General features: G+C 71.3%; 13 protein-coding genes. 3 read left to right on the forward strand and 10 right to left on the reverse strand.

Annotated elements, in window-relative coordinates:
• Positions 1-37: 37 nt before the first annotated feature.
• The 3 genes from RM609_RS05980 to RM609_RS05990 are packed head-to-tail and all read right to left on the reverse strand — an operon-like array spanning position 38 to position 2,903.
• The gene (locus RM609_RS05980) at positions 38-1,234 is read right to left on the reverse strand and encodes a dipeptidase (protein WP_311608542.1); all 1,197 of its coding nucleotides are present in this window, start codon (positions 1,232-1,234) and stop codon (positions 38-40) included.
• Positions 1,231-1,764 carry a 5-(carboxyamino)imidazole ribonucleotide mutase gene (gene purE, locus RM609_RS05985; RefSeq protein WP_311608543.1) on the reverse strand — a complete coding sequence of 178 codons (534 nt, stop codon included), beginning with the start codon at positions 1,762-1,764 and terminating at the stop codon, positions 1,231-1,233. The genes RM609_RS05980 and purE overlap by 4 nt, the downstream gene beginning before the upstream one ends.
• A complete protein-coding gene (locus tag RM609_RS05990) occupies positions 1,761-2,903 on the reverse strand; it encodes a 5-(carboxyamino)imidazole ribonucleotide synthase (RefSeq protein ID WP_438828396.1) in 1,143 nt (380 codons plus the stop codon). Before RM609_RS05990 ends, purE begins: the two co-directional genes overlap by 4 nt.
• 231 nt (positions 2,904-3,134) lie before the next feature.
• Here RM609_RS05990 and RM609_RS05995 point away from each other — a divergent pair, with 231 nt between their 5' ends.
• The gene (locus RM609_RS05995; protein ID WP_311608546.1) at positions 3,135-3,647 is read left to right on the forward strand and encodes a GtrA family protein; all 513 of its coding nucleotides are present in this window, start codon (positions 3,135-3,137) and stop codon (positions 3,645-3,647) included.
• Between the two features lie 7 nt (positions 3,648-3,654).
• Here the strand turns inward: RM609_RS05995 and RM609_RS06000 are convergent, their stop codons facing one another.
• Positions 3,655-4,899: a sensor histidine kinase gene (locus RM609_RS06000; RefSeq protein WP_311608547.1), complete on the reverse strand. Its 1,245-nt coding sequence runs from the start codon at positions 4,897-4,899 to the stop codon at positions 3,655-3,657.
• A gap of 11 nt (positions 4,900-4,910) precedes the next feature.
• Positions 4,911-5,591 (reverse strand): response regulator transcription factor, encoded by a 681-nt coding sequence (locus RM609_RS06005; protein WP_126914456.1) that lies wholly within the window; start codon positions 5,589-5,591, stop codon positions 4,911-4,913.
• 470 nt (positions 5,592-6,061) lie between these two features.
• Here RM609_RS06005 and RM609_RS06010 point away from each other — a divergent pair, with 470 nt between their 5' ends.
• Positions 6,062-7,597 carry a peptide MFS transporter gene (locus RM609_RS06010; RefSeq protein WP_311608549.1) on the forward strand — a complete coding sequence of 512 codons (1,536 nt, stop codon included), beginning with the start codon at positions 6,062-6,064 and terminating at the stop codon, positions 7,595-7,597.
• An 82-nt stretch (positions 7,598-7,679) separates the two neighbouring features.
• Here RM609_RS06010 and RM609_RS06015 read toward each other — a convergent pair whose 3' ends face one another.
• The 5 genes from RM609_RS06015 to RM609_RS06035 all read right to left on the reverse strand — a co-directional run bounded on the left by RM609_RS06015 (position 7,680) and on the right by RM609_RS06035 (position 11,640).
• The gene (locus RM609_RS06015; protein ID WP_311608550.1) at positions 7,680-8,741 is read right to left on the reverse strand and encodes a hypothetical protein; all 1,062 of its coding nucleotides are present in this window, start codon (positions 8,739-8,741) and stop codon (positions 7,680-7,682) included.
• The gene (locus RM609_RS06020; protein WP_311608551.1) at positions 8,738-9,631 is read right to left on the reverse strand and encodes a COG1470 family protein; all 894 of its coding nucleotides are present in this window, start codon (positions 9,629-9,631) and stop codon (positions 8,738-8,740) included. The genes RM609_RS06015 and RM609_RS06020 overlap by 4 nt, the downstream gene beginning before the upstream one ends.
• Positions 9,632-9,662: 31 nt before the next feature.
• The gene (locus RM609_RS06025; RefSeq protein ID WP_311609125.1) at positions 9,663-10,487 is read right to left on the reverse strand and encodes an LPXTG cell wall anchor domain-containing protein; all 825 of its coding nucleotides are present in this window, start codon (positions 10,485-10,487) and stop codon (positions 9,663-9,665) included.
• A gap of 146 nt (positions 10,488-10,633) precedes the next feature.
• Positions 10,634-11,128, reverse strand: a complete 495-nt coding sequence (locus RM609_RS06030) for an ATP-binding protein (protein WP_311608552.1) — start codon at positions 11,126-11,128, stop codon at positions 10,634-10,636.
• A gap of 143 nt (positions 11,129-11,271) precedes the next feature.
• Positions 11,272-11,640, reverse strand: a complete 369-nt coding sequence (locus RM609_RS06035; protein ID WP_311608554.1) for an STAS domain-containing protein — start codon at positions 11,638-11,640, stop codon at positions 11,272-11,274.
• A 247-nt stretch (positions 11,641-11,887) separates the two neighbouring features.
• On the opposite strand from RM609_RS06035, the gene RM609_RS06040 reads away from it, so the two are divergent.
• Positions 11,888-12,817 (forward strand): RNA polymerase sigma factor SigF, encoded by a 930-nt coding sequence (locus RM609_RS06040; protein ID WP_311608555.1) that lies wholly within the window; start codon positions 11,888-11,890, stop codon positions 12,815-12,817.
• Positions 12,818-12,944 lie beyond the last annotated feature (127 nt).

A 12,944-nucleotide genomic window follows, 5' to 3' on the forward strand; every position in this document is an offset into this window, starting at 1 on the left:
GGACCCCCGCTCCTCAAACGCCGGAGGGGCTGAATTACTATCCGTCCAGCTGGTCGATCGTCGCGATCGACGGCCCCCGCTTCGCGGAGACCTCCCGCGCCACCGCCTCCGCGTCGCGGAGGACGCGCGTCGCGTTCTGCCACGTCAGCTTGGCCAGGTCCGCCTCGGACCAGCCGCGGCGCAGGAGTTCCGCGATCAGGTTGGGGTAGCCGGAGACGTCGGCGAGGTCGGCCGGGGTGAAGGCCGTGCCGTCGAAGTCGCCGCCGATGCCGATGTGGTCGACGCCGGCGACCTCGCGCATGTGGTCGAGGTGGTCGGCGACCGTCGCGGCCGTGGCCACCGGGCGCGGGTGCTCCGCCTCGAAGGCATGGTGGACGGCCATGCCCTCGGCGGTGGTGTCGAGGTGGTGGAGGCCATGGGCACGCATGTTCTCGTCGGCGGCCCGGGTCCAGGCGACGGCCTCCGGCAGGACGAACTTCGGGACGAACGTGGCCATGGCCACGCCGCCGTTCGCGGCGAGCGCGCCGAGGACGTCGTCCGGGATGTTGCGGGGGTGATCGCAGACCGCGCGGGCCGACGAGTGCGAGAAGATCACCGGCGCCTCGCTGACCCGCAGCGCGTCCCGCATCGTGCCGGCCGAGACGTGCGAGAGGTCGACGAGCATGCCGAGGCGGTTCATCTCGCGGACGACCTCTTCGCCGAAGCGCGTCAGCCCGCCCGCCGCCGGCTCGTCGGTCGCCGAGTCCGCCCATGGGATGTTGTCGTTGTGGGTGAGCGTCATATAGCGGACGCCGAGGCGGTGGAGGGCGCGCAGCGTGGCCAGCGAGCAGTTGATGCTGTGGCCGCCCTCGGCGCCCATCAGCGAGGCGATGCGCCCCTCGGCGCGGGCGGCCTCCATGTCGTCGGCCGTCAGGGCGAGCCGCAGCTCGCCGGGGTAGCGGTCGACGAGCTGCCGTACGACGTCGATCTGTTCCAGCGTGGCGCTGACCGCCTCGTCGCCGGCCATGTCCGTGCGCACGTACACCGACCAGAACTGCGCGCCGACGCCGCCCGCGCGCATCCGGGGCAGGTCGGTGTGGAGCCCGGCGGCGCTCTGGTCGGTGGCGATGTCGCGCTGGTCGAGGTCGTAGCGGACCTGCTGGCGCAGGGCCCAGGGGAGGTCGTTGTGGCCGTCGACGACGGGGTGCGCGGCGAGCAGCTCGCGGGCGCGGATCAGCTCGTCCACGGCGCTCACTTCCCGAATCCGAAGCCGGTGCCGCCCTCGACCTTGGCGCGCAGGCGCTTGCCCTTCTCGGTGGCCTGGTCGTTGAGCTCGTCCTGGAAGCGGCGCATCCGGTCGAGCAGCTTCTCGTCGTGGGCGGCGAGCATCCGGACGGCCAGCAGGCCGGCGTTGCGGGCGCCCGCGACGGAGACGGTGGCCACGGGGACGCCGGCGGGCATCTGGACGATGGAGAGGAGCGAGTCCATGCCGTCGAGGTACTTCAGCGGCACGGGCACGCCGATCACCGGCAGCGGGGTGACCGAGGCGAGCATGCCGGGCAGGTGGGCCGCGCCGCCCGCGCCCGCGATGATCGCCTTGAGGCCGCGGCCTGCGGCCAGCTCCCCGTACTCGATCATCTCGCGCGGCATCCGGTGCGCGGAGACGACGTCGACCTCGTAGGGGATCTCGAACTCGTCCAGGGCCTTGGCGGCGGCTTCCATAACGGGCCAGTCGGAGTCCGAGCCCATGACGATGCCGATGAGGGGGGAGCCGGGAGAACTCATTCCGTGATCGTTCCTCGCAGGTATCCGGCGGCGTGCGCGGCGCGCTCGCGCACGTCCGCCAGGTCGTCGCCGTAGGTGTTGACGTGTCCGACCTTGCGGCCGGGCTTCACGTCCTTGCCATACATATGGATCTTCAGGCCGGGGTCGCGCGCCATGCAGTGCAGGTACGCGTAATACATGTCCGGATAGTCGCCGCCGAGAACATTGGCCATCACGGTCCACTTGGCGCGGGGGCGCGGGTCGCCGAGCGGCAGGTCCAGTACGGCCCGGACGTGGTTGGCGAACTGCGAGGTGATCGCGCCGTCCTGGGTCCAGTGGCCGGAGTTGTGGGGGCGCATCGCGAGCTCGTTGACGAGCACCCGGCCGTCGCGGGTCTCGAAGAGCTCCACGGCGAGGTGGCCGACCACGCCCAGTTCCTTGGCGATGCGGAGGGCGAGCTCCTGGGCGTGCGCGGAGAGCTCGTCGGACAGGCCGGGCGCGGGGGCGATCACCGTGTCGCAGACGCCGTCGACCTGGATGGACTCCACGACGGGGTAGGAGACGGCCTGGCCGTGCGGGGAGCGGACCACGTTGGCCGCGAGCTCGCGGACGAAGTCGACCTTCTCCTCGGCGAGCACGGGCACGCCCGCCCGGAAGGGCTCCTCCGCTTCCTTGGCGTCGCGCACGACCCAGACGCCCTTGCCGTCGTAGCCGCCGCGCACGGTCTTGAGGACGACGGGGAAACCTGTTTCTCCCGCCCGCCCGCCCGGCGATCCCTCCGCCGCGAAGCGCTCGACGTCGGCGGGGTCCGCCACGAGGCGGTGCCGGGGGCACGGCACCCCGATCGCGTCGAGCTTGGCGCGCATCACACCCTTGTCCTGGGCGTGCACCAAAGCGTCGGGCCCCGGGCGGACGGGGATGCCGTCCGCTTCCAGGGCCCGGAGGTGCTCGGTCGGAACATGCTCGTGATCGAAGGTGATCACATCGCAGCCTTGTGCGAACGCACGAAGGGTGTCCAGGTCGCGGTAGTCGCCGATGACGACTTCGCTCACCACCTGGGCCGCCGAGTCCTGAGGGGTATCGCTGAGCAGCTTGAACCTGATGCCGAGGGGGATGCCCGCCTCGTGGGTCATACGGGCGAGCTGACCGCCGCCGACCATGCCGACTACCGGGAACGTCACTCCCCCAGAGTATCCGTACGTACGAACCACTCCGACCCCTCCTGGACGATCCTCCAATCTCGGAGGCTGCCGTTCCGGTGGCGCGGGGACGGCACGGAGGCGGCATGGAGACGGCACGGAGGCGGAATCAAAGCGGCAAAACCGGGCGTTCGCCGTTCGTTCACCGACTCTCCGGACGGGCTCCTCCGCGGGCTCGTTAGCATGAAGACCATGACTCAACGGCGCACAGTGCGTTCCCGGCTGGAGCGGCTGGCCCGCGAAATCGCGAAATTCGGCGCCGTGGGCGCCGTCGGATTCGTGGTCAACTTCATCGTCTTCAACATCTGCGTCCACGGCGCGGGACTGGCCGTGGTGCGTTCGGGCGTCATCGCCACGGCCGTGGCGATCGCCGCGAACTACGTCGGCAACCGCTACTGGACCTACCGCGACACGGACAAGAACCGGCGCAGCCGCGAGCTCACCCTGTTCCTGCTCTTCAGCGGCGTCGGCCTGGTGATCGAGAACGGCATACTCGCCCTCTCCCACTACGGCATGGGCCTGACCAGCCCGCTCGCCGACAACATCGCCAAGAACGTCGTCGGCCTCGGCATCGGCACGGTCTTCCGCTTCTGGTCGTACCGCTCCTGGGTGTTCCGCGCGATGCCCGCCCGCGACGCCGTCCAGGCCGCCGAATCGTTCCTGGCGGAGGCGCCCGAGCAGGAGCGGGTCAGAGCGGGGAAGTAACCGGCCTCTAGTCGTCCTGATCCGCTTCGCGGCTCAAGAAGAGCGCGAACACCGGCGGCTGCTGCTGGAGGAGTTCCAGCCGGCCGCCGTCCGCCTCCGCGAGATCGCGGGCGACGGCCAGGCCCAGGCCCGTGGAGTTACGGCCGCTGACCGTCCGCTCGAAGACCCGCGAGCCCAGATCGGCCGGGACGCCCGGACCCTCGTCGGAGACCTCCACCACCGCCTGGTTGCCGGTGACCCGGGTGCGCAGGGCGACGGTGCCGTCCCCGTGCATCAGGGAGTTCTCGATCAGCGTCGCCAGCACCTGGGAGACCGCACCCGGCGTGCCCACCGCGCGCAGCCCCTGCTTGCCGGAGCGGACCACGGCCCGGCCCGTGGCGCGGGCGGCCGGCCGCCACTCCTCGATCTGCTGCTTGATGACCTCGTCGAGGTCGAAGGTGACCGCGGACCCGGTCTGCGGGTCGCGGGAGTTCGTCAGCAGCCGCTGGACGACGTCGGTGAGCCGCTCCACCTGGGTGAGGGCGATCATCGCCTCCTCCTTGACCGTCTCCGGGTCGTCGGTGAGTGTGATCTCCTCCAGCCGCATCGACAGCGCGGTCAGCGGCGTCCGCAGCTGGTGCGAGGCGTCGGCGGCCAGCCGCCGCTCCGCCGTGAGCATCCGCGCGATCCGCTCGGCGCTCGCGTCCAGGACGTCGGCGACCCGGTCGAGCTCGGGGACGCTGTAGCGGCGGTGCCGGGGGCGGGGGTCGCCGGAGCCCAGCCGTTCGGCGGTCTCGGCGAGGTCGGTGAGCGGGGCGGTGAGCCGGTTGGCCTGGCGTACGGCCAGGAACACGGCGGCGATCACGGCCAGCAGGGCCACCGCGAGGATCACCAGCAGGGTGCGGCCGATCTCCCGGCTGACCGTGCTGCGGGACTCCTCGACCCGTACCGTCTCGCCCTGTTCTCCCTTCAGCGTCGTGGTGATGACGCCGCCCTCGGGCCGGCTGCCGATCTCGATCGGCTGCCGGCCGGGGAGGTCGACCCGGGCGTACCGGTTGGGGGTGATCTGATCGCTCAGCACCTCCGACTCCACGCGCTCGTGCCCGGCGAGCCGGCTGTCGACGATCGCCACCAGCCGGACGGCCTCGGACTGCACGCTCTCCTGCGCGCTGTTCTCGATCGTCCGGGTCTCGACGATGACGAGCGAGATCCCGAAGACCGCGATCACGACGAGCACGACGGCGAGCGTGGAGTTGATCAGTCGGCGGCGCACGGTGTCTTCGGTCAGCTCTTCTCGAAGCGGAAGCCGACGCCACGCACGGTGGCGATGTAGCGCGGGTTGGCGGCGTCGTCGCCGAGCTTCTTGCGCAGCCAGGAGATGTGCATGTCCAGGGTCTTGGTGGAGGACCACCAGGTGGTGTCCCAGACCTCGCGCATCAGCTGGTCACGGGTGACGACCCGGCCGGCGTCCCGTACCAGGACCCGCAGCAGGTCGAACTCCTTCGCGGTGAGCTGGAGTTCCTCGTCGCCCATCCAGGCGCGGTGCGACTCGACGTCGATCCGCACGCCGTGCGTGGCGGGCGGCTGCTGGTGGGCTTCGACGGTGCCGCGGCGCAGCAGCGCCCGGACCCGGGCGAGCAGCTCGGCCAGGCGGAAGGGCTTGGTGACGTAGTCGTCGGCGCCTGCGTCCAGGCCGACCACGGTGTCCACCTCGTCGGCGCGGGCGGTGAGCACGAGCACGGGGAAGCCGTGCCCCTCGTTGCGCAGTCTGCGGCAGACCTCGAGGCCGTCCATGCCGGGCAGCCCGAGGTCGAGGACGAGCAGGTCCACCCCTCCTTGCAGGCCGGCGTCCAGGGCCGTGGGACCGTCTTCGCGCACCTCCACCTCGTACCCTTCGCGGCGCAGGGCGCGCGCGAGCGGCTCCGAGATGGAGGCGTCATCCTCGGCGAGCAGTACTCGGGTCATGGGGTGATGGTAGTCCGCGCGGGCGCACGTCAGCGGCGGGCCGAGTGCTACCTACGGCAACACTTCACCGAAAGTGCTACCACCATCGAAAGGAAGGATTCGGTTCCGGAATCGACTGTGATCCATGTCTCAACACCTTCCATGGCCAGGCGGGGTGTGACGTATGGTGACCCGACATCTGTAGCACTACAGCGGGACCTTCGGGACATCCGACGAGCCGAAGGTCTCTGTTGTGCGCAGGGCTGGTGATCCAGCCTTGTTCCACAGTGTTTGACCTGTCGGCCGGGTCCCCTGCGCGAAGGTGCGCGGGGGGCGTGGATCCCGGAATACGGCCGTCCCGCGACTCCTCCACAGAGGAGCCGCACCCCAGGGGAGTGGGGTGGACGGCGTCAGTAGCCGGTGCCGGCCAACCCCCACCCGGGCGCGCGTCCTCCGGACCACCGCGCGTCCCGAGCACCCTAGGAATGACCATGGCGTCCAGCCTGACGAAGGACGCGGCGGAGCAGGAGAAGACCTCTCCGACCTCGCGCGGCATGACCTTCTTCGGCCACCCCTTCGGCCTGGCCCCGCTCTTCTTGACCGAGATGTGGGAGCGATTCTCCTACTACGGCATGCGGGCCCTGCTCGTCGTCTACCTGATCTCCGGCGGCCCCGATGCCAAGCCCGGCAGCCAGGGCGGCGGTCTGGCGATGCCCGAGGCCAGCTCGGTGGCGATCTACTCCATCTACGTGGCGATGGTGTACCTGCTCGCCATGCCCGGCGGCTGGTTCGGCGACCGCGTATGGGGTCCCCGTAAGACGGTCACGATCGCGGCCAGCACCATCATGGCGGGCCATCTGCTCCTGGCCGTTCCCGGCAAGCCGACCTTCTTCGCCGGCCTCGCGCTGGTGGCGATCGGCTCCGGCCTGCTGAAGTCCAACATCTCCACGATGGTGGGCCACCTCTACGACGGTCCCACGGACCCGCGCCGTGACGGCGGCTTCACGCTGTTCTACATCGGCATCAACCTGGGCGCCTTCTTCGCGCCGCTGGTCATCGGCACCATCGGCCAGGAAGTCAACTGGCACCTGGGCTTCGGCATCGCCGCCGCCGGTATGGCGCTCGGCCTGATGATCTTCCTGTGGGGCACCCGCCACCTCGACCCGAAGAGCAGCGTCGTCCCGCAGCCGCTGTCGGCCGAGGAGCGCAAGAAGACCCTCACCAAGGCCGCCATCTGGCTGGGCGTCGCGGTGGTCTTCTACGGCATCGTGGGCGGCGCCGGGATCTTCACCCTCAACTGGGCCCTGATCCCGATCACCGTGCTTGGCCTGATCATCCCGATCACCGTCCTGCTGCGCATCAAGCGCGACAAGGACCTGACGGACACCGAGCAGACCAAGGTCAGCGGCTACATCTGGTTCTTCGTCGCCGCCGCGGCCTTCTGGATGATCTTCGACCAGGCCGGTTCGACGATGTCGACCTTCGCCGAGAAGAAGACCGCCGACAACGTCTTCGGCTTCAGCTTCCCGTCGACCTGGTTCCAGTCGGTCAACCCGCTGTGGGTCATGGCGCTCGCCCCGGTCTTCGCCTGGCTGTGGGTGTTCCTGGCCCGCCGTGACCGCGAGCCCAGCACCACGGTGAAGTTCTCCATGGCGATGGTGCTCATCGGCGCCTCGTTCTTCGTCTTCGCCGTCCCGATGGGCATGGCGGGCGACGGCACCAAGGTCAGCCCGGCCTGGCTGCTGATGATCTACATGATCCAGACCATGGGTGAGCTGTGCCTCTCCCCGGTGGGTCTGTCGCTCACCACGAAGATGGCGCCGAAGAAGTACGCGAGCCAGATGCTGGGCGTGTGGTTCCTCGCCGTCACCGCCGGTGACTGCACGACGGGTCTGCTGTCCATCGCCGGTGTGGACATGAACGGCACCGGCACGATCGTGTTCCAGGCCGCGCTCGCCACCCTCGCGGGTGTCGCGGTGTGGATGTACCGCAAGCGGATCATCGCCCTGATGGGTGACGTCCACTGACGCGGGTCCATTGACGGACACACGGAAGCCCCCGGCACGGGAACGTGCCGGGGGCTTTCGCGTGCCCCCGTTTCGCCGTCCGTCAGCCGGGGGACGTCCCGGATCCGGGGTCGGCCGGGGCGGGACCGCCGGGGCCCCTGGGGTCGTTCTCCGACGTGAACCACGGGAGGGCGGCCTCCCGGCCCTCCGCCAGGTGTCCCGCACCGGCCGCGGCGGGCGCCCGGGGCGCCCTGGGCCGGACGTGGTCCACGACCGCCATGCCCGCGCGGAAGACCGCCAGCGGGACGACCACGCCCAGCAGGATCCAGAAGAGCGTCACCCCCCAGGGCCGGCTCACGTCCCACGGCTGCTCGACGAGCACCTTGCCGCCGTACTCGAGCGAGACGAGGTAGTCCCCGTACGCGCCCGCCGCCAGCTCCACGTCCAGCGTCACCCGCTCCTTGTGCCCGGGGGCCACCGTGCCGCGCCAGGGGCGGTCCTCCCAGACCGGGGCGAGGACCCCGCGCGAGGTGCCGAGCCGGAAGGCGGGGTTCTTGGCGGGGGTGGTGCCGAGGTTGGCGACGGTGACGACGAGCCTGCGGGCGGGCGGGGCGCCGAACCACGTCAGCAGCCCGCCGGCCCCCTCCAGCCGGGCGTCGAGCACGCTGAGCCGCTCCCCGCCGCTCTGCTCCGGCAGGGGCGCGACCGGGTGCCCGGTGATGACCAGCGGGACGTCCGTCGCGGCGGAGTCGCCGGTGACGGTCGCCACATGGACGACACACGGGCAGGGCTTGGGCGGCGCGGGGACGGGCACGTCCTTGCGGAAGGCGCCGTCGGCGCCGGTGGTGACGGCGCGGCCGTCGGCGTTGGCGCAGGCGTTGGTGCCGCCGATCATGTTCTGCCCGCAGACGAGCAGGGTGAGCAGCGCGCCGCCCGGCCAGCCCCTGCCGGTCACGGTGACCCGGCCGTCCAAGGGGGCCTCGGAGCGGTCCACGGAGGCCTGGGGGGCACCGTCGGCGAGGGCTGGGGGCGCGGGGAGGACGAGGAGCGTGAGCAGCGCGAGGAGGGAGAGGAGGGCGAGGAGCGGGAGCGGTGCCGGGAGCGCCGTTCTTCGCTTCCGGGCGCTCTCCCGGGCGCTGCAGCGCCCTCCCGGCGGGCGGCTCATGAGCGGACCGCCCGTCGGCGCCTTACGAGGCGTACGGCCGCCCCGGCCGCCACGAGCCCGGCCGCCCCGGCGAGGGCCGGGCCGAGCCAGGGCAGGGGCGTGTACGCGCCGGACGCGGCGGCCCGGGTGCCGTCCGGGGTGGTGGCGGTGACGCGCACCGCCACCCGGTCCAGACGCGGGGCCTCCGGCCACCGCTCCGCCAGCCGTACGCTCTCGCCGGGCGCCAGGGCGGCGGGGACTCCGGCTGCCTCGCGGCGCAGGACCTGTCCGAAGAGGCCCTCCGCCCGGATGGTCAGCCGGGGGGCGAGGGCGATGTTGCCCCGGTTGACCAGGGCGTAGTGGATCACCGCGTCCCGGCCCGTGCCGCTGACCCGCACGTGCTCCACCGAGAGCGCGGCGAAGGCGGTCCCCGCGACCCGTACGGCCATGGGCACCCGGACCCGCCGGCCGTCCCCGGAGGCGGTCACGGCGGCGGAGCGGTCGCCGGGTGCCGTACCGGCCGGGACGGTCACGGTGAGGGGGACGTCCGCGCGGGTGCGGGGCGGCACGCTCACGCGCCCGGCGGCGAGGGAGATCCACGGGTCGCTGCCGCTCAGCTCGACCGTCAGACGCCGGTCGCCGGGGTTGACGACCGTCAGCTTGTCCTCCAGGACCGAACCGGGGGCGCCTTCGAGGTAGAAGGACGACCGGTCCTCCGCTGTCGGCGCCTTCCTCCCGCCGGGGGCGGGTGCCGCCGTCCACGACGGCCGGCTGTCGGCCGGGGCCGGGGCGGTCGGCGCCGGGGCAGTCGGGGCCTGGGCGGTGGGCGTGGGCACGGCGAGCACCGAGGCGGCGCAGAGCAGCGCGGCGGCCCGGGCGCGGGAGGGCTTCGGGATGGTCGGTGGCGGCATCGGCGGCTCCCTGGGCGTGGGGTGAGGGGGTTCAGCCGGCGCTGCGGCGCCTCCGGGTGAGCCAGAGGGTGCCGGCGAGCCCGGTGAGGAGCACGGTGCCGCCGAGGGTGGCGAGGGCGACGGCGGAATCGGAGGGCCCGGTCTGTGGGAGCTGACCGCCGCCGGTGGTGCCGCTGGTGGTCGAGCCGGTGGACCCGCCGGTGGTACCGGCCGTGGAGCCGCTGCTCGACCCGCCGGTCGACCCGGCCGACGATCCGCTCGTGGACCCGCCGGTCGTGGCCCCACCCGTCGTAGAGCCGCCCGTCGTAGAGCCACCGGTCGTGGCCCCACTCGTCGTGGAGCCGCCCGTCCCGCCCGGCTCCTTGACCTCAAGGGTGAGCGAGGGCTTGGGGTTGTTGGTGGGGGTGCAGGTGGTCGTGGTGCCCAGGGCGGAGATGGTGAGGACGGAGGCCGTGAAGGTGACCTGGCCGCCCTTCTTCGGGGTGTACGTCCCCGACAAGTCGCTGATCTTGATGGGGGTGTTGGGCGGTATCGGCTGGTCGTTGGCGGGGCCGGAGACATCGACCGTGCCGCTGTCCGCGCCGCCCACCTTGATCACGGCACTTGGCTTCATCGCGCCCTTGCCGAGCTCGATGGGGCTGGAGGAGACGCCCTTCTGAAAGGTCATGGTGAGCTTGTAGGCGTCACCGCTCGCCGTGGCCTTGATGTCGATGGGCGAGACCGCGCTGCGGTCCCCGATCGGTGTCTTGCACTGGTAGTTGACGTCGACGACCTCGGCCCGCGCGTCCGGCGCGACCAGCAGGAACGCGCCGCCGGCCAGAGCCGCCGAGACCGCGAGCGCGCCGGCGCGGCGCATGGGGTTGCGTGAGGTGCGGTACACCTGGGGTTCCCCTCTCGTCCGGTGCCGCAGCCGAGCTTTGCTGACGGCACATCAGATCGGACGCCGAAGGTACGCCCGGGACGGTGGAGAGGGAAGACAAGGAACAGCCCGTAAGAGCTCTCCTACGACGGTCCGGCCAGCTCCGCCCAGACCGTCTTGCCGACGCCGTCGGAGCGCCGGACGACTCCCCAGTCGAGGCAGAGCCGCTGGACGATGAACATGCCGTGGCCGCCGGGGCGGCCCGCGCGGTGCGGGGTCCGGGGCGCCGGGGTGCCGGCGCCGAGGTCGCTGACCTCCAGCCGGAGCACTTTGCCCGTACGGCTGACGCACAGTTGCTCGGGGCCGTCGGCGTGCAGGCAGGCGTTGGTGACCAGCTCGGAGACGACCAGCAGGACGTCCTCGGCGGCGGCCCGGTGGTCGGCGGAGACCGCGGGGAGCCAGCCCCAGTCGTAGAGCGCCTGACGGGTGAAGTCGCGGGAGAGCGGTACGGCGCCACCGACCCCGACGAGGCGCAGCCTGCGGGCCGCTTCCGCCGGGGCCGGTGAGCCGGCCGAGGCGGCGTCCCCCGCCTCCGGGCCGGGACCGTCCGGCGGTGGGCACGCCCGGGTGGTGCTCATCAGCGCTTCACCTCACCGATTCACCGATACGAACACAAACATCTTCAATGGATTCAGCTGTCTCCTGCCCGGCCGGACCGTGAGAACACCCACGGATTCGACGCGGCGCCTGTGACACAGGCAACGGAGATTCCCGGATCGGCTCAGTCGGCGAGCGCCGAGTCGAGCGTGTCGTGCAGGGTGAAGACGGCCCCGGCTCCCGTGATCTCGAACACCCGGGCGACGACGGGGGTCATCGCGGCCAGGTGAACGGCGCCTCCGGCGGCCTCGGCCTTGAGCCGGGCGCCGAGGAGGACGTTCAGACCGGTGGAGTCGCAGAAGTCGAGCCGCGAGCAGTCGACGACGACGCGGGCGTCACCGTCGCGCACACAGCCCTCCAGGGACTCGCGCAGCAATTCGGCCGTGTGGTGATCGAGCTCACCCGCGGGTGAGACGACCGAGCTCGCGCCCTCGCGCCGGACCTCCACCTGCAGTCGGCCCCTGCTCGGATTGCCGACCATCCCGCGATCCATGCGCTCCCGCTCCCCTTCATGCGCTCGTGGTGTGCTCGCGCTCCGCTGCCGAAACACTACGCCTTCCTGACGCAGCTCCGGAAGCTGAAGTTCCGCCAAACATTGACAGAATGGGACAAACCACACTTGCCAGGGAGTGGTGAAGACCGGTAGGGCTAGTAGGGACACATTCGCCACGGACGGCTTTGGAGGCGCCGCAAACCGCAGCAAAAGGGTCACGGCTTCGGCAGCCATATGCCGAGAAACGATGGAGGAGACCATGTCACCCCGGCTCGACGAACAACGTCCCGGCACCTCGTGCGCCTCATACGAGGACCTCGCGACGGCCTCGTCGGCAACCCTGCCCGCACACGACGCCCCCGACACCCCCGGCCTCGCCGGACTCCCGGAGATCCCCCCGTACGACAAGGTGGACGCGGTCGACGCGCGGGCGCTGTCCAAGACGCTCTTCGCCCGCCTCGCGTCGCTCGAGGAGGGAACCCACGACTACGCGTACGTCCGCAACACACTGGTCGAGCTGAATCTGGCCCTGGTGAAGTTCGCGGCCTCCCGGTTCCGCACCCGCAGCGAACCGATGGAGGACATCATCCAGGTCGGCACCATCGGTCTGATCAAGGCGATCGACCGGTTCGAGCTGACCCGCGGTGTGGAGTTCCCCACCTTCGCGATGCCGACGATCATCGGCGAGATCAAGCGCTTCTTCCGCGACACCAGCTGGTCCGTCCGGGTCCCCCGGCGACTCCAGGAGCTCCGCCTCGACCTGGCCAAGGCCGGCGACGAGCTGGCCCAGCAGCTGGACCGCGCCCCGACCGTCGCCGAGCTCGCCGAGCGGCTGGGCCTGACGGAGGACGAGGTCGTCGAGGGCATGGCCGCGAGCAACGCGTACACCGCGAGCTCGCTGGACGCCCAGGCCGACGAGGACGAGCCGGAGGGCTCCCTGTCGGACCGCATCGGCTACGAGGACCACGGCCTGGAGGGCATCGAGTTCATCGCGTCGCTCAAGCCCCTCATCGCCGAACTGCCGTACCGTGACCGCCACATCCTCTCCCTGCGGTTCGTGTCGAACCTGACGCAGTCGGAGATCGGCGAGGAACTGGGCATCTCCCAGATGCACGTCTCCCGGCTGCTGTCCCGCACGCTGGTGCGGCTGCGGCGGGGGCTGCTGACCGAGGAGTGACACGTGGCCGCGCGCCACGACCGCCGCGACCGTCATGACCGCCACGTCTGTGCCGCATGGGACGAGCCGTCCCATGCGGCACAGCGCGTTTCACGATGGTTCTTCGTGGGTCCTTCGTGGCCGAAAA

Origin of the sequence: Streptomyces hesseae, assembly GCF_031845785.1 — a bacterium.
Lineage (GTDB): Bacteria > Actinomycetota > Actinomycetes > Streptomycetales > Streptomycetaceae > Streptomyces > Streptomyces hesseae.